This is a genomic window from Kitasatospora sp. NPDC036993, assembly GCF_055607525.1.
This window is the reverse complement of the sequence record NZ_JBVJRP010000018.1, coordinates 142,804-158,010: the sequence shown is the minus strand read 5'-3', so window position 1 is coordinate 158,010 and position 15,207 is coordinate 142,804. Positions and strand designations below refer to the sequence as shown.

General features: G+C 74.4%; 13 protein-coding genes. 6 read left to right on the top strand and 7 right to left on the bottom strand.

Annotation, left to right across the window (positions count from 1 at the left end; genetic code table 11):
- The first annotated feature begins 74 nt into the window (after nucleotides 1-74).
- Both ACZ7C5_RS31195 and ACZ7C5_RS31190 read left to right on the top strand, forming a co-directional pair.
- A complete protein-coding gene (locus ACZ7C5_RS31195; protein WP_317620508.1) occupies nucleotides 75-644 on the top strand; it encodes an RNA polymerase sigma factor in 570 nt (189 codons plus the stop codon).
- On the top strand, nucleotides 641-1,546 hold the full coding sequence (locus ACZ7C5_RS31190) for an Ada metal-binding domain-containing protein (protein WP_470323953.1): 906 nt from the start codon (nucleotides 641-643) through the stop codon (nucleotides 1,544-1,546). The genes ACZ7C5_RS31195 and ACZ7C5_RS31190 overlap by 4 nt, the downstream gene beginning before the upstream one ends.
- An 88-nt stretch (nucleotides 1,547-1,634) precedes the next feature.
- On the opposite strand, the gene ACZ7C5_RS31185 is transcribed toward ACZ7C5_RS31190, so the two are convergent.
- From ACZ7C5_RS31185 to ACZ7C5_RS31155, 7 genes are all read right to left on the bottom strand, one after another.
- Complete coding sequence (locus ACZ7C5_RS31185; protein ID WP_401092305.1) at nucleotides 1,635-3,008, bottom strand: FAD-binding oxidoreductase; 1,374 nt, start codon at nucleotides 3,006-3,008, stop codon at nucleotides 1,635-1,637.
- A gap of 174 nt (nucleotides 3,009-3,182) precedes the next feature.
- Nucleotides 3,183-3,881, bottom strand: a complete 699-nt coding sequence (locus ACZ7C5_RS31180) for a LysE family translocator (RefSeq protein WP_401092304.1) — start codon at nucleotides 3,879-3,881, stop codon at nucleotides 3,183-3,185.
- Nucleotides 3,878-5,215, bottom strand: a complete 1,338-nt coding sequence (locus tag ACZ7C5_RS31175; RefSeq protein WP_401092303.1) for an ATP-grasp domain-containing protein — start codon at nucleotides 5,213-5,215, stop codon at nucleotides 3,878-3,880. Before ACZ7C5_RS31175 ends, ACZ7C5_RS31180 begins: the two co-directional genes overlap by 4 nt.
- A 39-nt stretch (nucleotides 5,216-5,254) precedes the next feature.
- The gene (locus ACZ7C5_RS31170) at nucleotides 5,255-5,587 is read right to left on the bottom strand and encodes a Rieske 2Fe-2S domain-containing protein (protein WP_401092302.1); all 333 of its coding nucleotides are present in this window, start codon (nucleotides 5,585-5,587) and stop codon (nucleotides 5,255-5,257) included.
- Complete coding sequence (locus ACZ7C5_RS31165) at nucleotides 5,575-6,996, bottom strand: iron-containing redox enzyme family protein (protein ID WP_401092301.1); 1,422 nt, start codon at nucleotides 6,994-6,996, stop codon at nucleotides 5,575-5,577. The genes ACZ7C5_RS31170 and ACZ7C5_RS31165 overlap by 13 nt, the downstream gene beginning before the upstream one ends.
- A 113-nt stretch (nucleotides 6,997-7,109) precedes the next feature.
- Nucleotides 7,110-8,138, bottom strand: a complete 1,029-nt coding sequence (locus tag ACZ7C5_RS31160) for a methyltransferase domain-containing protein (RefSeq protein ID WP_470323952.1) — start codon at nucleotides 8,136-8,138, stop codon at nucleotides 7,110-7,112.
- Nucleotides 8,139-8,474: 336 nt separating this feature from the next.
- A complete protein-coding gene (locus tag ACZ7C5_RS31155) occupies nucleotides 8,475-9,611 on the bottom strand; it encodes an IS701 family transposase (protein ID WP_401092299.1) in 1,137 nt (378 codons plus the stop codon).
- A 354-nt stretch (nucleotides 9,612-9,965) separates the two neighbouring features.
- On the opposite strand from ACZ7C5_RS31155, the gene ACZ7C5_RS31150 reads away from it, so the two are divergent.
- The 4 genes from ACZ7C5_RS31150 (at nucleotide 9,966) to ACZ7C5_RS31135 (ending at nucleotide 15,189) form a co-directional block, all read left to right on the top strand.
- Nucleotides 9,966-11,441: an amidase gene (locus ACZ7C5_RS31150; RefSeq protein WP_188294864.1), complete on the top strand. Its 1,476-nt coding sequence runs from the start codon at nucleotides 9,966-9,968 to the stop codon at nucleotides 11,439-11,441.
- Nucleotides 11,442-11,580: 139 nt separating this feature from the next.
- Nucleotides 11,581-13,116 (top strand): MFS transporter, encoded by a 1,536-nt coding sequence (locus ACZ7C5_RS31145; RefSeq protein ID WP_401092298.1) that lies wholly within the window; start codon nucleotides 11,581-11,583, stop codon nucleotides 13,114-13,116.
- A gap of 54 nt (nucleotides 13,117-13,170) precedes the next feature.
- Complete coding sequence (locus ACZ7C5_RS31140; RefSeq protein WP_401092297.1) at nucleotides 13,171-13,836, top strand: HAD family hydrolase; 666 nt, start codon at nucleotides 13,171-13,173, stop codon at nucleotides 13,834-13,836.
- Nucleotides 13,837-13,986: 150 nt separating this feature from the next.
- Complete coding sequence (locus ACZ7C5_RS31135) at nucleotides 13,987-15,189, top strand: glycosyltransferase family 2 protein (RefSeq protein WP_401092296.1); 1,203 nt, start codon at nucleotides 13,987-13,989, stop codon at nucleotides 15,187-15,189.
- Nucleotides 15,190-15,207 lie beyond the last annotated feature (18 nt).

Genomic DNA, 15,207 nt, shown 5'->3' with positions numbered 1-15,207 from the left:
CCCCCGCCGAGCGGACGTCCGGCACCGGTGCAACCGTTCCGCCGGCGGTGGTGTTCTCAGAGACGATGGACGAGATGCCTCCTCCGCTCCCCGAGCTGCTCGCGGCAGACCTCGACCGTGGGTTCGCCGAACTCGTGCGCACCCACGGCGGCGCCGTGTACTCGGTGCTGCTGCGCCTCAACGGGGCGTCGCGCGACGTGGAAGACCTGGTGCAGGACACCTTCCTGCGGGCCTACACGGCGCTGCGCGACTACCCGCCGGAGCGGCGGCGGGCCCTCCAGCCGAGGGCCTGGCTGCTGGCGATCGGCACGAACGTGTGGCGCAACCACGTCCGCACACTGACCCGGCGCCCGGCCGCCGCGGAAGGGGTGGACATCATGGAACTGCCGCTCGTGGACGGCAAACCCGGCCCCGAACAGCGGGCGGAGCACGCGGACGAACGGGGGAGATTGGTGGCCGCGCTCGCCGAACTGCCCGAACACCACCGGCTGCCGGTGGTCCTGCGGCACGTCGGGGAGCTGAGCTACGCGGAGATCGCGGAGCTCGTGGAATGCCCGGTGGGCACCGTCAAGGCCCAGGTGTCACGGGGGCTGGCAGCCCTGCGCGGACAGCCCAGGCTGGCGGTAGAGGAGGTGAGAGGATGAGCGGACACCCGGACCCGGCACCGGAGGGACCGGCCCCGGACGGCGCGGCCCGGCGCACGGTCAACGGCACGGCCACGCCCAAGGCGTCCACCGCGCGGATCACGGACATCCCGCCGCCCGGCGCCGACGCCGAGCCCGGCCTCGACGCCCTGCGCGTGCCGATGCCGGCCGACCTGGCGATCCGGATCCTGCAACGGGCCGGCGTCGCCGAGCGCGAGTACGACCGGTACGCCCTGGTCGGCGGCCCGGTCACCGCACTGTTCGTCGCCCACGGACGCGGCGCCGTCGTCGGCGCCGCACCCGTCGACTGGTACCCCGACGCTGCCGCCTTCGAGGAGGCACACCTGCGCCGCACCGGCCGTACCGCACTGCCCACCGGAAAGCCGCTGCCCGGCGTCGTGGGGGCGCTGCGCACCGGCCGCGACCGGATGCTGCGCTACGACTACGGCCCCCTGCCGCAGGCGCAGCGCAGCATCCTGGAAGCGGTGCGGGCCATCCCCCGCGGCCAGCTGCGGCCCCCGCGCTGGCTGGGCCGCGAGGCGGGGATCCCGGACGCGGACGCGGCGGACCTGCTGGCGGCGGTGCGCGCCAACCCCGTTCCCGTGCTGATCCCGGTGCACCGGATCGGCGACGAGGACGGCGGGCCCCTCGACTGCGGGCTGCCCGCCGGCCTGGTCGAGCGGCTGCGCGCCCACGAGGGCATCGACGGGGAACGCCTGGACCGGTTCTCCTCGGACGGCACCCACTTCCTGGGCAGCGCCACCACCCGGATCTTCTGCTACCCGACCTGCGCCGACGCCCGCCGCATCACCGAGCGGCACCGGGTGCCGTTCGGCTCGGCCGCGGCGGCCAGGGCGGCCGGCTACCGGGCTTGCCTCAGCTGCCGCCCGCTGCCCGCCTGACCCCGACCCGCCCGACCTCCGCCCGCCCGACCTCCTTACGGCTCCCCGAGGGCTCCCGCGGGCTCCCGGGGGAGCCGGTGCCGCCCGTTCACAGGGCCTGCGGGAAGTCCAGCAGCCGGTCCGGGTCGTAGTGCGCCCGCAGCCGTTCCAGCCGGGGCAGGTTGGCGCCGTAGTACGCCCGGCGCCAGTCGGCCAGCCGCGGGTCGCGGTAGTTCTGGTAGGCGTGGCCGGAGGCGTGCGGGCGCAGCGCCTCGCGGGCCTCGCCGACCCAGCGGACGGCGGCGTCGGCGGGGCCGTCGCCGGTCCACCAGGCGTAGCACTGGGCGAGGAAGCGCGCGTCGCGGTGGACGAAGGCGGTGGCGTCGGCGGGCACCCGGTTGACGGCGCCGCCGAGGACGTTGAAGGAGATCGAGGCGCACACGCCGTCGGGCGCGCGCCCCAGCACCGCGAGGGCGTCCCGGACGGTCCGCGGGTCGAGCGCGCGGTCGAAGAAGTGCGAGGCCGCGGTGAAGGCGACGCGCTGCTCGTCCGGGCGCTCGATGACGGCCGGGCCGCCGGCGTTCGACCGTACGGTGTCCAGGTACGACCGGCGGGCGACCTGCCGTTCGCGGGCGGGCCCGGCGGCGGCGGTCAGTCCGTCCAGCCACCGGTCCGCCTCCTCCTCCCCGCCGCCGCCGAGCAGGAACCCGGCGACCTCGGCGACCGGGCCGCCCGGACGGGTCTCCAGCAGGAAGTGCGACCAGAGGCGGTCGGGGGCGCCGAACGCCCGCTCCTGCCAGTGCTCCAGGGCGGTGCCCGCCTCCCGGTACGGCCAGGAGACCCGGAACCCGGTCAGGTCGGCGGCCGGGTGGGTGCGCATCCGCAGCGAGGTGACCACGCCGAAGTTGCCGTTGCCCGCGCCGCGCAGGGCCCACAGCAGGTCGGGTTCGGTCCGTTCGTCGCAGCGCACGGTCCGGCCGTCGGGGAGCACCACCTCGGCGCCGACCAGGCTGTCGCAGGTCAGCCCGTACGCCCGGCTGACCACCCCGTGGCCGCCGCCGAGGGCCAGCCCGGCCAGGGCGACGGTCGGGCAGCTTCCGGCGGGTACCGTCACGCCGTGCCGGGCCAGTTCCTCGTAGACGGTGATCAGCGCGGTGCCCGCGCCGATCTCGGCGTGGCCGGCGCCCTCCATCCGGACCCCGGTCAGCCGGGACACGTCGACCACCAGCGGCACCCGGCTGGACCAGGCCCCGTAGCAGTGGCCGCCGCCGCGCACCGCGAGCCGCAGGCGGTGGCGCCGGGCGAACCGCACGCACCGGGCGACGTCGTCGGGCCCGGCGCAGTACGCGATCGCCCCGGGGCGGGCCCGGTCGGCGTACAGCAGGTTGCGCGGCAGCCGACCCGCCTCGTACCCGGCGTCCCCGGGCAGCACCAACTCGCCTGCCAGGTCCGCTCCGAGGGAGTGCCACCCGGGGCCGTCCACCCGCCGGTCCGCCCGCCGGTCCGGCCGGGGCGTCCGGCCGCGGGCCCCGGGGGCCGGTGCCGGCCGCCGATCCGTGCCGCCGTCCTGGCCGTTCATCGCCACCAGCCCCTCCCAAGTCCGTCGCTGTCCTCGCCGCCGGCCGTCGCGCAGGCCGTCCGGGGCCCCGCCGGCAGGTCACCGAAGGAGCAGGCCGACGGCGAGGACCAGCAGGACCAGCCCCACCACGGCGCCGCCGATCCGCTCGGCGAGCGGCGGGAACGCGGCCCGGCCGTTCGCGCCGCGCGCCGTGACGACCCGTACGCCCACCTCGGTGAGCAGCAGGAGCCACAGCGCGCCGATCGACAGGTAGACCGTCGCCAGCAGCGGCAGCGCCCCGGCCGACGGGCTGCCGGCCGGCAGGAACTGCGGGAGGAACACCGTCAGGAACAGGCCGACCTTCGGATTGCCCGCGGTGGACAGGAAGCCGAGCAGCAGGTGCCGGGGCAGCCGGTGGACGCCCGCGCCCTCCGTCCCCGTCCCCTCCGCACCCTCCGTTCCCGGTCCCGCCCCGGGGCCGGCCGGGCGGGGGCGCAGCGCCTCCCACAGGGCGCGGGCGCCCGTCACGGCCAGCACGAGCGCGCCCGCCGCCTGCCAGGCGAGGAGCAGACCGGGCCGCAGCGCCACGACCGCCATGCTGCCGGTGACCGCCAGCACCGCGTACCCGGTGCCGGCGAGCAGCATGCCCGCGGCGGCGGCCAGCACGGGCGGGCGCCGGCGGGTGCGGCTGACCAGGCGCAGCACCAGCATGCTGTCCGGGCCCGGGCTGCACACCACCGCCGCGCAGCTGGCCAGGAAGGCCGGGCTGGCGGCGACGGCGAGGGCGCTCGGGGTCATCGGGCGGCGTGGTCCGGTGCCGCGGCCACCGGTGCGGCACCGGGGGAGTCGGCGGCGGATCCGCCGGGGGAGTCGTCGGGGGTGATGACCACGGCCGCCTCCATGGCGCGGACGGCGGCCACGTCCCGTTCGACCTGCGCGGGGTCGGGGTGCGCGAGCACCGCGAAGCCGAGGGTGAGGGTGCCCAGCAGGTCGCGGGTCACCTCCAGCCGGTCGCCGTCCTGGAGCTTGACCGCCGAACGGTGGTACGACGCCAGCTCCTTGATCCCGTCCAGGGCGGCGGCGCCGGACACCGTGCCGGAGCTGCGGGCGATCAGGAAGACCACGGTCATGTGCCGCAGCAGCCGGTAGCCCTTGGGGGCGGTCTCCTCGCGGGCGAACCAGCGCACCGCGCGGTGCAGCTGGCTGTCGCCGGTGGCAGTCAGGTTGAACGCCGGGTGACCGCCGCCGTGCGGACGGGAGTTGATCTCGATGAGGCGCGGGCCCTCGTCGGTCAGCATGATCTCGATGTGCGCGGCGCCGTGCCGCAGGCCGACCGCGTCGAGCACGGCCTCGGCGTAGCGGGTCAGCGCCGGCACCGCGGGGTCGTCGGGGGAGACCCAGGTGAGGCTGTCGTAGACGGCCATCTGCTCGCCGTTGTCGATCTTGCTGTAGCGGCAGATGTCGGCCACGGTGTGCCGGCCCCGGTGGCTGAAGGTGTCGACCACGAACTCGGTGCCCCGGGCGTACTCCTGCACCATCATCCGGTCGTTGAGGTTGTGCCACTGGTTGATCCGGCCCAGCTGGGCGTCGAACGGCACCCGCCAGTCGGTGCCGGCCGGCACCCTGGTCACCCCGTCGGTGCTGCCGCTCTTGGGCGGCTTGACCACCAGGTCGCGGCCGGCCAGGCCCTCCCGCTCGATCCAGGCCTCGACGGCCGCCCGGTCGTCGGTACAGATCTGACGGATCGTCGGCACGCCGGCGGCGCGCAGCGCCTGCGCCATGGCGCCCTTGTCGCGGCGCGCCGCCGACAGTTGCGGGGTGTTGGCCTGTTCCGGGAGCAGCCGCTCGGTGAGCCGGTCGGTCAGTTCGACACCGCTCTCCGCGCCCGCCAGCACACAGCGCGGCGACAGCGGGCGCAGCTGCGCCACCAGCTTCTCCAGGTCGCCGTCGAAGGCGAGCAACTGCCGGTAGCGCGCGGCGTCCCAGGAGTCCGCGTACGCCGCGGGCACCTCGGGCAGCGAGCTGACCGCCACCGACGGGATGCCCAACGAGGCGAACTGGGGCGCGTACTGGGCACCGGAGGAGAACGGGTCGACGATGACGGCGACCTGGGGGGACGACGGGGCGGTCACGGGAGCGTCCTGTCTCCGGGGGCGGCCCCCGGGGGCGGTTCAGGCCCCGGCGAGGGCCGGGGACAGCGGGAGGTGGCAGAGTTCGGTGTCGGCGTCCGCGGGGCCCGGCAGCACCGCGGTCACGGTGTCGCCGGAGCGGACGGCCGGCACCTGGCGGCGCAGCCGGCTGAGCGAGGAGCCCCGCTCGTGCCACGGGCACACCAGCCGGCGTCCGGTGGGGTCGGGGGTGCCCAGGTTCAGCGGGCCGCCCCGGTGCGGGCAGGAGGCGGGCAGCACCGATCCGCCCGCCTCGGTGCGGATGTACACGTAGGGCAGGCCGGCGACGCGGGCGCAGTTGTCCGCGCCGCCGGCCTTGAACGTCACGACAGGCATGCGCGGTAGTCCCCCACGGAGAAGATCTGGTAGACGCACTCCTCGGACTCGATGATCGCGCCGTGCAGGCGGTTGCGCTGGATCACCGTGCCCTCGCCGGCTTCCAGGATCCGGTAGGAGTTGAAGCCGCTGACGAAGCGCATCGTGCCGCTGACGATGTGGCAGAGCTCGTCGCCCTCGTGGCTGTGGGTGTTGGACAGCTCGCCGAAGGGCTCCACGATGTCCGCCAGCGGCGGGGTGATCCGGCCCTCGGTGATGGCCGCGTACACCGGCTCGTGCAGGTCCTTGTAGCGGTCCGCGTCGTCCATCCAGGCGATCTGGGTGGCGAAGTCGTCGTCCGCGATGCCGTTCAGCAGGCGGAACTCCTCGATGCCGCGCACGATCTCCGGGATGATCTGCTCGCCGTGGCGCTCGATCAGCGGCTTGACCAGCTTCTCCAGGGCCATCCGGCCGTGGTGCTGGTCGATGTGGACGTGCTCGGAGAAGTAGCGGGCGTCCGCGCTGCCCTCGAACACGTCGGCGAGCAGGCTCTCCGCGCGGCGGCAGAAGTCCACCAGGGTGCTCTCGGTGTAGAACAGTGCGCCGACGTAGCGGAAGAAGTGCTCGTGGTTCTTGCCGAGGTAGTGGAAGTAGTTGTTCAGGGCCAGGCTGGAGACCAGGTAGTACTGCCAGTACCGGTGGACGTCGGAGCCGAGTCCGACCGATTCCAGGGTGGCCTCGAAAAGGGTGCTGTGCTTCGTTCCGTGCACGCCGTAGCCGTACTCGTCGATAAGGATCTTGAACCATTCCGACTGCTCGGCGCCGTAATATCCGAGCACGTTCCTGGCCATCGGCGAGGCCTCGGACAGGAAGTCCGGCGCGAACTGGATCAGCCACATCCTGGCCGCGCGCTGCGGGTCGGAGGAATCGCGGATCGCCTTCTCGGCGGGGGAGGCCTCGCCCTTGGCGTGGACGTCGAGGTCCTCCAGGTAGGCGAGCAGGCTCTCGGTGGTCCAGTCGCCGCTGACCTCCACCTCCTGGTCGAGGAAGCCGAAGGCGAAGCGCTCCAGCGCGGGGCGGATCAGCTCGCCGCGGGCCCGGTTGCCGGGGCTGTAGTAGTCGCGCAGCTCCTGCGCCTGGGCGCCGAGGCCCGCCTTCGGGAAGAAGACCAGGTCGGCCTCGTAGATGCTGGTGAGCAGGCGCTGGGCGGCCAGGCTGCTGTACTCCAGGATCCGGTCGCGGGGCGCGACGCGGTCGAAGTCCAGGTAGGGCAGCACCTGCGGGCGCAGCTGGCGGCGGTAGGGAGTGTCGGAGTTCTCCCACTCCTCGTTGTCCTTGTAGAGCGGGTTGGCGGCGTAGGCCAGGACCGCCTCGCGGAGCGCGTCGCCGCGCAGCTCGAACGGTTCGTAGGGAACAGGTGTGTGCGACATGTTCTGGTCTGCCTTCCGCTGATGGTGGGGCGGCGGGCCGGCGGCGGCGCGCGAAGGCCACGGGGCGCGCGGCGGCCGGGCTGGGTGGGGTCGTGCGCGGGTGCGGCGGTGCGTCAGACGAGGGAGAGGCGGGTGTCGCTCCAGGCGAGGTCGAGTTCCAGCGTGGAGCCGGCCTGCGCCTCGACGGGCTCGGCCAGCGGCAGCAGTGCCTGCATCCAGTGCGAGCCGATGTTGTCCGGCGAGTTGCGCAGGGTCACGCCGCCGCCGAGGTCCAGCTCGAACCAGGCGACCAGGGCGTGCACGGTGCCCGACTCGGTGACCGGGACGGAGAGCTTGCTGGAGCCCGGGCCGAGCGGGTCCGCGGCGAAGTCGAAGGAGGCCAGCTCCACCGTCTCCGACAGGACCCGGTGGGGCCAGGTGTGCAGCCGGATCGGGAAGTGCCCGGGCGTGGCGAAGACGTTCAGCCGTGACACGTCGAAGCCGCCGGCCCGGCTCACCCGGTTCAGGTTCACCGCGTTCTCGCTCTGCACCAGTGCCCCCAGCAGGCGGCCCTGTTCGGGGAGCATCACCCCGTCCGGGGTCAGCAGTTCGCGGCGCGCGTGCCGGATCGAGGGCAGGATGCCCTCGCCGATCAGGCCGCAGTCCACGATCTCGGAGATCACCGCGTCGACCCGGCGGGGCAGCTCCCGGCCGACCGTCAGCTGGTCGGAACGGCAGGCGAGCACGGTCACCCGGTCGGCGAAGCCCTCGTCGGCCAGGACCTGCCGGGCGACCTCCGCCATCAGCGGGTTCGCCTCGCAGCTGTACACGTGGGCGGCGCCGGCCCGGACGGCCATCATCGCCAGCAGGCCGGTGCCCGCGCCGATGTCCAGCACCGTGCCGTCCCGCGGGACGATCCGCTCCAGGGCGGTCGCCAGCGCGTCGTTGCGTTCGTGGTCGTTGAGCATGGCGAAGTGCCAGCGCGGCACCGCCTCCCGGGCGAACTCGCGGAACTCGGGGTACTCCGGGGACAGGGCGTCGGGTTCGGCCAGCAACCGGGCCGTGTCCTCCGCGATCCGGTTCAGCTCCTGGGCCCTGGCGCGCAGGCCCGCCAGGGCCAGCCGGACCTCTCCCTCAGCCGTCAGGCTGGTGACACTCGTCAAGTGAGGCATGTCGTTTCGCAGGCTCCCGGTAGGAATGGCTTATCGAAACACGCTGCATGCACAGATGAACGGACGGTGCGGGCCGACAGGAAACGCCCGAATCCGCGGCGAATTCACGGGGAACTCGCCGGGCTTCGCGGCGTTCGAGCAGAAATTCTGCTCCAGATATCGGACATGTTCTGCGGTGCGGAAAGCGAAGGCCGGGTCCGCTATTCTTGCGTGCGCAAACCGCCTTCCGTCGAAACAATTAGAACATCACCTGACTCGGAGCGGCAAGCACGCCTTAAAAGGAGCGGTACTTGCCGCTTCCGGCCGGCCCTTTCGGGCGGCGCCCCGTCACGGCGGGCCGCCCGGTCCGGCCCCGGGCGGCCCCCCGGCCGCCCCCGGCGCCGTCTCCAGGTGCAAGGTGCCCTCCAGCCGCAGCGCGGCCGCCGTCATCGCCAGCGTGGTGTGCCGGTACCAGGCCACCCAGGTGCGGACCTGATGACTGCTCAACCCGGCCCGGGTGTCGGCCTCGTGGACCGCCCGGGCCGCCGCCGCGCCCGCCGCCGCCATCGCCCGCGCGGCGGGGACGTCCGGTGCGGTGCTCGGTGTGTGCAGCAGGAAGCACGAGCTGTGCCCGGAGGGCAGCCGGCGGGACAGCAGGGTCAGCCGGAAGCCCGGCGCCGGATGCCCGTACACCGGGCCCAGGCCGCGGCCCAGCAGCTGCCAGGCCTCCTCCCTGCCCGGCTCCGTACGAACCGCCGAGGCGTCCGACTCGCTCTGTGGATAGGGGAGTTGCGGAAGTTCGACGCAGAACGGCAGTCGCCGCCGGCACAGCCACTGGCGCAGCTGCGGATCGGCGAAGTCCGGGCCGCCGAACACCCAGCCGACCGGCATCGCCGCCGCCAGGGCGCGTTCCAGCATCTCCTGGCCCAGATCGGCCATGGTGTGCGGGCGCACCCGCTCCGGCGGCACGCCGGCCCTGGCGCAGCGCTCGGGGTCCGAGGTCCACCGCGAGGGCAGGTGCAGCTCGCGGTCGATCAGCGCGGCCCGGTTCCTCGACACGTAGCACAGCAGCGCAGCGACCTGGGTGTTGCGGTCCCGGCCGGCCCTGCCCACCCCGGCCGGGGCGACCGCGACCGCGCCGGTGCCCACCCGGGCCGTCTCGTGCCGGCTCAGCACCGCGCACGGGCCGGACGCCCCCAGCAGGGGCACCACGTGCGCGCGGACGCTGTCGCGCAGCCGGTCGGCGTCCCACACCGTGCGGGTGAGCAGCCGCTGGGTGCTCCAGGCGCTGTCGGCGCCGGAGCGGGCGGCGATCCGCGCGGCGCTGTCCCGGCCGGGGGCGGCCAGCAGCGCGCGGACGTAGGCCAGCGCCCGGTCCCGCGGCTCGGCCCGGGTGAAGTGTTCGCCCAGTACCCGCAGCAGGTCCGGGTACGGGGTGGCGGGGCCACCGGATCGGACAAGGGGGGAGTGGGACGCGACGGCCATGCCGGATCTCCGATAGGTCTAGACCTGTCGATTCCATGGCGAGACTAGCCGAGCATCGGGTGCGGAGTAAGTCTTGATCGTGTAACCGACGTTGAGGTATCCGCGCGCAGCAGGAGGGGTCGCGTTCAGGGCGCACCGGGCGGAAGGCGACGTCCACCCGCGCGCCCCCGCGCGCCCCCGCCGGGCCCCTTCCGTCCCACCGGCCCCACCCGCCCGGCCGGCCCCGTCCGTCCCGCGCCGCCCCCGTACCGTCCCGCCGCCCCGCGGACGCCGTGCAACCCGGAAGCCCTGCCCGGTGTTCCCTCTCACGCCCGGCTCCTGGAGCCCACCCGACGAACCAGTGCGAGGCGTGAGATGACCGAAAGCACCGAACTGAGCGCCACCAGGCTCGCCGAGGCGATCCGCCGGCGGGAGATCTCCCCGGTCGAGGCGGTCCAGGCAGCGCTGGAGCGGATCGAGAAGACCAACCCCGCCGTCAACGCCTTCGTGACCGTCTGCGGCGAGCGCGCCCTCGAACAGGCCGCCGCCGCCGAACGCGCCGTCACCTCCGGCGCCGAACTCGGCCCGCTGCACGGCGTCCCCATCGGCGTGAAGGACCTCGACCCGGTCGCCGGCGTCCGCATGGCCCGCGGCTCCCTGGTCTTCGCCGAGGACGTCCCGCAGGAGACCATCCTCTGCGTCGAACGCCTCGAACAGGCCGGCGCGATAGTCGTCGGCAAGACCAACACCCCCGAGTTCGGCTTCAAGGCCACCACCGACAGCGCCCTGTTCGGCCCCGCCTCCACCCCCTTCAACCGCGCCATGAACGCCGGCGGCTCCTCCGGCGGCAGCGCCGCCGCCGTCGCCTCCGGCATGGTGCCGCTCGCCCAGGGCTCCGACGCCGGCGGCTCGCTGCGCGTGCCCGCGGCGTTCTGCGGCGTCTTCACCCTGATGCCCACCTTCGGCCGGGTCGCCGTCCCCGCCAAGCCCAACGCGTTCCGCCGCTACAACCCGATGGTCTGCTACGCCACCCTCGCCCGCACCGTCGGCGACGCTGCCCTCGGCGTCGACCTGATGTCCGGCGAGCACCCGTACGACCCGTACTCCTACCCCGCCCCCGACAGGCTCGTCGACGCGCTCCACGGCGACCTCACCGGCCTCACCGTCGCCTACAGCCCCGACCTCGGCGGCTACCCCGTCGAGCCCGAGGTCGAGGCCCTCGTGCGCGCCGCCCTGCCCGCCCTGCGCGACGCCGGCGCCACCGTCGAGGAAATCGACTTCACCCTGCCGCTGCCGCACGCCGACCTCACCGCGATGTGGCGCCGCTACCTGTCCGTCGCCCACGCCGAATCCGCCGCCATCTCCCGCGACAACGGCCTCGACCTGCTCGGCACCTACGCCGGCTCCATCGACCAGGCCTACCTGGACTCCGTGCGCGTCGGCGAGTCGCTCAGCGCCGTCGACTTCCGGCTGGAGGACCTCGACCGCACCCGCGTCCTCTACGCCTTCGAGAGCGTCTTCGACCGCTACGACCTGATCGTCAGCCCGGTGAACGCCGTCGCCGGCATCCCCAACTCGGCCGGCCGCGACACCGTCGGCCCCGACACCGTCCAGGGCCAGAGCGTCGACCCGTTCGTCGGCTGGTCCCTCACCAGCCCGTTCAACCTGATCGCCAGCCCCGCCGCCTCCGTGCCCGTCGGCCGGGCCGGCAACGGCGTCCCCGTCGGCCTGCAACTCGCCGCCCGCCGCCGCAACGACGCCCTGGTCATCCGGGCCGCCGCCGCCCTGGAGGCCCGCCTCCCCTGGGCCGGCAGCTACCAGGACCTCGACCTGGACGCCACCACCGCCTGATCCCGGCCACCACCCTCGCCACCACCGGCCGGTCCGGGCGCAACCCGACCGGCCCGGCCGGTGTTCCAGCAGACGAACCACCCCCCTCGGCCGACGACCCGACCCAGCCCGCCGGGGGAGCGACGAAGGGGAGACACCCGTGCAAGCCACCACCCGGCAGCCCGCCGGCCGGGGGACCGGACCCAGCGGCACCGCCCTGCTGGTCCTGTTGATCGGACAGTCGATGGCCAACATCGACCTGGCCATCGTCAACCTCGCCGTGCCCGCCGTCAGCGCCGACCTCCAGGTGACCGGCTCCGCACTCACCCTGATGGTCACCGCCTACGCGCTGTGCTCCGCCGTCCTCCTCGCCCCCGCCGCCCGGCTCGGCGAACGCCTGGGCGTACGCCGCGTCTACCTGTGCGGCCTCGCCCTGTTCACCCTCTCCTCGCTCGCCTGCGGACTCGCCACCAGCGCCCCCGTCCTCATCGCCGGACGCTGCCTCCAGGGCGCCGCCGGCTCCCTGATGATCTCCCAGGTCCTGATGGGCATCCACCGCTGGTACACCGGCCCCGCCCGGGCCCGCGCCCTCGGCTGGAACGCCGTCACCCTCTCCGGCGGCGCCGCCGCCGGCCAGATCCTCGGCGGCACCGTCGTCTCCGCCGACATCCTCGGCACCGGCTGGCGCGCCGTCTTCCTGCTCAACGTGCCCATCGGCGTCCTCATCCTGCTGCTCGGCGTCTTCCTGCTCCCGCACGACCGGCCCGCCGCCGGCACCGCCCGCCGCGGCGACAACGACATCCCCGGCACGCTGCTGCTCGCCGCCGCCTCCCTCACCGTCCTCATCCCGCTCAGCCTCACCAAGCCCGACTGGATCTGGTTCCTGCTGCTCGCCGCCGCCCCGCTCGCCATCCAGCTGGTGCGCACCGAACGGCGCGTCATCGCCCGCGGCGGCACCCCCGCGCTCGACCTGCGGCCGCTGTCCACCCCCACCGTCCGCTGGGCGCTCATCACCTCCTCCGGCTGCACGCTCACCTACATCTCCATGCTCTACCTGCTCTCCCTGCACCTCCAGGACCACCTGCACCTGCCCGCCTGGCAGTCCGGACTCGTCCCGCTCGGCTGGGTCCTCGCCTTCGGCCTCGCCGGCCCCGTCATCGGCCGCGCCTCGCACGGCCTCATCCGGCGGCTGCCGTTCCTCGGCTGCACCCTGCTCACCGTCTCCTACGCCCTCGCCCCCGTCGTCCCGGCCGGCGAGGGCACCGCCATCTGGCCGCTCACCGCCGTCCTGTGCATCGGCGGCTTCGGCCTCGGCCTCAACAACACCTCCCTGCTCAACCTGCTCACCTCCGCCGTACCGTCCCGCCACGCGGCGACGCTCAGCGGCACCGTCAACACCCTCTCCACCGTGGTCGGCGTCACCGGCGTCGCCCTCTTCGGCGCCCTCTACCCCTGGCTCAGCCGCAGCAGCTGGGCCGGGCCGGGCACCGCCTGGACCCTCGCCTGCGCCGGACTCGCCCTCATCACCGCGTTCTGCGGCTACACCGCCCTGCGCGCCGTCGCCGCCGCACCCGACCCGGCGGTCACGTCCGACCCGGCAGTCACATCCGACGCGACCGACCCGGCCGACGCAACCGACCCGGCCGCCACGGTGTTCACCACCAAGGAGCGACCCGGCGCGCCCACCGCCGGCTGAACCCCGCGCACCCACCACCGCACCACGAAGACCCGACCCAGAGGACGACCCGCCATGACCGAGCTCCACCACCTCCACGCCAAGGCCGCGCTGTTCGACCTCGACGGCACCCTGGTGGCCACCGAACACCGCAGCCGCGCCGCCTGGACCCGCCTGTTCACCACCCACCGGGTGCACTGCGACGACGCGGTCCTGGCGACCTTCGTCGGACGGCGCGGCAAGGAAGCCCTCGCCGACCACGTCCACGACTTCCCCGGCCACACCGTCGACGAACTCTTCGACGAGGCCTGCGGCTACCTCATGGGCCCCGACAGCCCGCCGCCGTACGCCGTCCCCGGCGCCGCCGACCTCCTCGCCGACCTGCACAGCCGCGGCGTCCCCCTCGCCGTCGTCACCTCGGGCCTGCGCACCCACGCCGCCGAGATGCTCGACCACGTCGGCGGCGCCGACCTGTTCCAGGTCATCATCACCGCCGAGGACGTCACCGTCGGCAAGCCCGACCCGCAGGGCTACCTCGCCGCGTGCAGCGCGCTCGGCGTCCACCCCGTCGACGGCCTCGCCTTCGAGGACGCCCCGGCCGGCGTCCAGGCCGCCAAGAGCGCCGGACTGCGCTGCGTCGCCCTCACCACCTCCCACGGCGCGGGCGACTTCGCCCACGCCGACCTGGTCGTGCCCGACCTCACCCCGCTGCGCTGGACCCCGTCCACCGACGCGAACTGACCCCACCCGCAGCACCACGTCACCGCACGCACGACGTCACCACGCGCAACACGCGCGTCACGTCACCGTGCCACCATGGCATCGCACCGCCGCGCCGCCCCGACCGCGGCAACCACCACACCAGCCCGAAACCGCCGGGGAGACACCGCCATGCCCGCTGCCCGCCCCTCCGCACCCACCGTCCTGGCCGCCGCCGCCACCAGCAGCCTGATCCTCGTCCACGACCCGCTCGCGCGCGCCGTCGCCCCCGACTACTGGGACTGGTCCGCCGACGCCCACCACACCGCCGCGAACGCGCTCACCGCCCTCGACGACGACCGGACCCGCTCCGCCGGCAGACGCCTCGCCGACGACCCCGCCGACGACACCGCCGCCGCACACCTCACCGCCGCGCTCACCGACCTGCTGGGCCGCCCCGACGGCGAGGACGCGGCGGTCGACGCGCTGCGCGCCGCCGCCGCCCGCACCGAGTCGCTGTCACGGCTGATCGTCCAGCCCGGCACACCCGGAACGTCCGCCCCCGCCGGGCCCCCCACCACCACCGAACTGCTGGACGCCCTCGGCTCCAAGCCGCACCGCGGCTGCCACCCCGTCGACGCGGCCGTGGTCATCCCGTTCCGCGCCCCCGACGACTCCACCGGCCGCGTCCGCAACCTGGCCGCCGTCCTCAACGCGCTCTCCGACCAGTCCCACCCGCGCGAGCGCTACCGCGTCGTCGTGGTCGAGAACGACGAACGCCCGCGCTGGCGCGACCTGTTCACCGACGCCTGCGACACCTACCTGTTCGCGCCCGACTCCGGCCGGTTCAACAAGTCCTGGACCGTCAACGTCGGCGTGGTCCACGGCGCGAGACCCGCCGAACTGGTCTGCGTCCTGGACGGCGACATCCTCGTCGACCGCGACTTCGTCGCCCGGGCCGTCGAACGCTTCCGGGAGCCCGGCACCCAGGCCCACTGGCCGTTCGAGGACATGCTCTTCCTCGACCCCGCCTCCAGCGCCCGGGCCGTACGCACCCGTTGCCTCGACGCCGCTCCCGACCCCGGCCAGCACCGACTGCGCGGCGTCCACCTGCGCCGGCCCCCCGGCGGCTGCGTCTGGCTGCGCGAGGACCTCTTCACCCGCATCGGCGGCATGGACGAACGTTTCTGCGGCTGGGGCGGCGAGGACCAGGACTTCGTGTGGCGCGCCGAACGCTACGGCCCGATGGACCGCCACCGCGACCCCATCGTCCACCTCCACCACGACCGCGCCGCGCACCGCGGTGACGACGGCACCCCCTTCTACGAGGAGGTCGAACGCGCCGGCTTCTGCAGCTGGCCCTGCGACTCCGACTTCGGCCGCCTCGACACCTGACCGCGTCCCCGGTCCCGG

What these genes read in the sequence shown, in the direction of transcription:
- ACZ7C5_RS31195 (WP_317620508.1), top strand. Translation starts at nt 75, where the DNA reads ATGCCTCCTCCGCTCCCCGAGCTGCTCGCGGCAGACCTCGACCGTGGG.
- ACZ7C5_RS31190 (WP_470323953.1), top strand. Translation starts at nt 641, where the DNA reads ATGAGCGGACACCCGGACCCGGCACCGGAGGGACCGGCCCCGGACGGC.
- ACZ7C5_RS31180 (WP_401092304.1), bottom strand. Translation starts at nt 3,881, where the DNA reads ATGACCCCGAGCGCCCTCGCCGTCGCCGCCAGCCCGGCCTTCCTGGCC.
- ACZ7C5_RS31170 (WP_401092302.1), bottom strand. Translation starts at nt 5,587, where the DNA reads ATGCCTGTCGTGACGTTCAAGGCCGGCGGCGCGGACAACTGCGCCCGC.
- ACZ7C5_RS31165 (WP_401092301.1), bottom strand. Translation starts at nt 6,996, where the DNA reads ATGTCGCACACACCTGTTCCCTACGAACCGTTCGAGCTGCGCGGCGAC.
- ACZ7C5_RS31155 (WP_401092299.1), bottom strand. Translation starts at nt 9,611, where the DNA reads ATGGCCGTCGCGTCCCACTCCCCCCTTGTCCGATCCGGTGGCCCCGCC.
- ACZ7C5_RS31150 (WP_188294864.1), top strand. Translation starts at nt 9,966, where the DNA reads ATGACCGAAAGCACCGAACTGAGCGCCACCAGGCTCGCCGAGGCGATC.
- ACZ7C5_RS31140 (WP_401092297.1), top strand. Translation starts at nt 13,171, where the DNA reads ATGACCGAGCTCCACCACCTCCACGCCAAGGCCGCGCTGTTCGACCTC.
- ACZ7C5_RS31135 (WP_401092296.1), top strand. Translation starts at nt 13,987, where the DNA reads ATGCCCGCTGCCCGCCCCTCCGCACCCACCGTCCTGGCCGCCGCCGCC.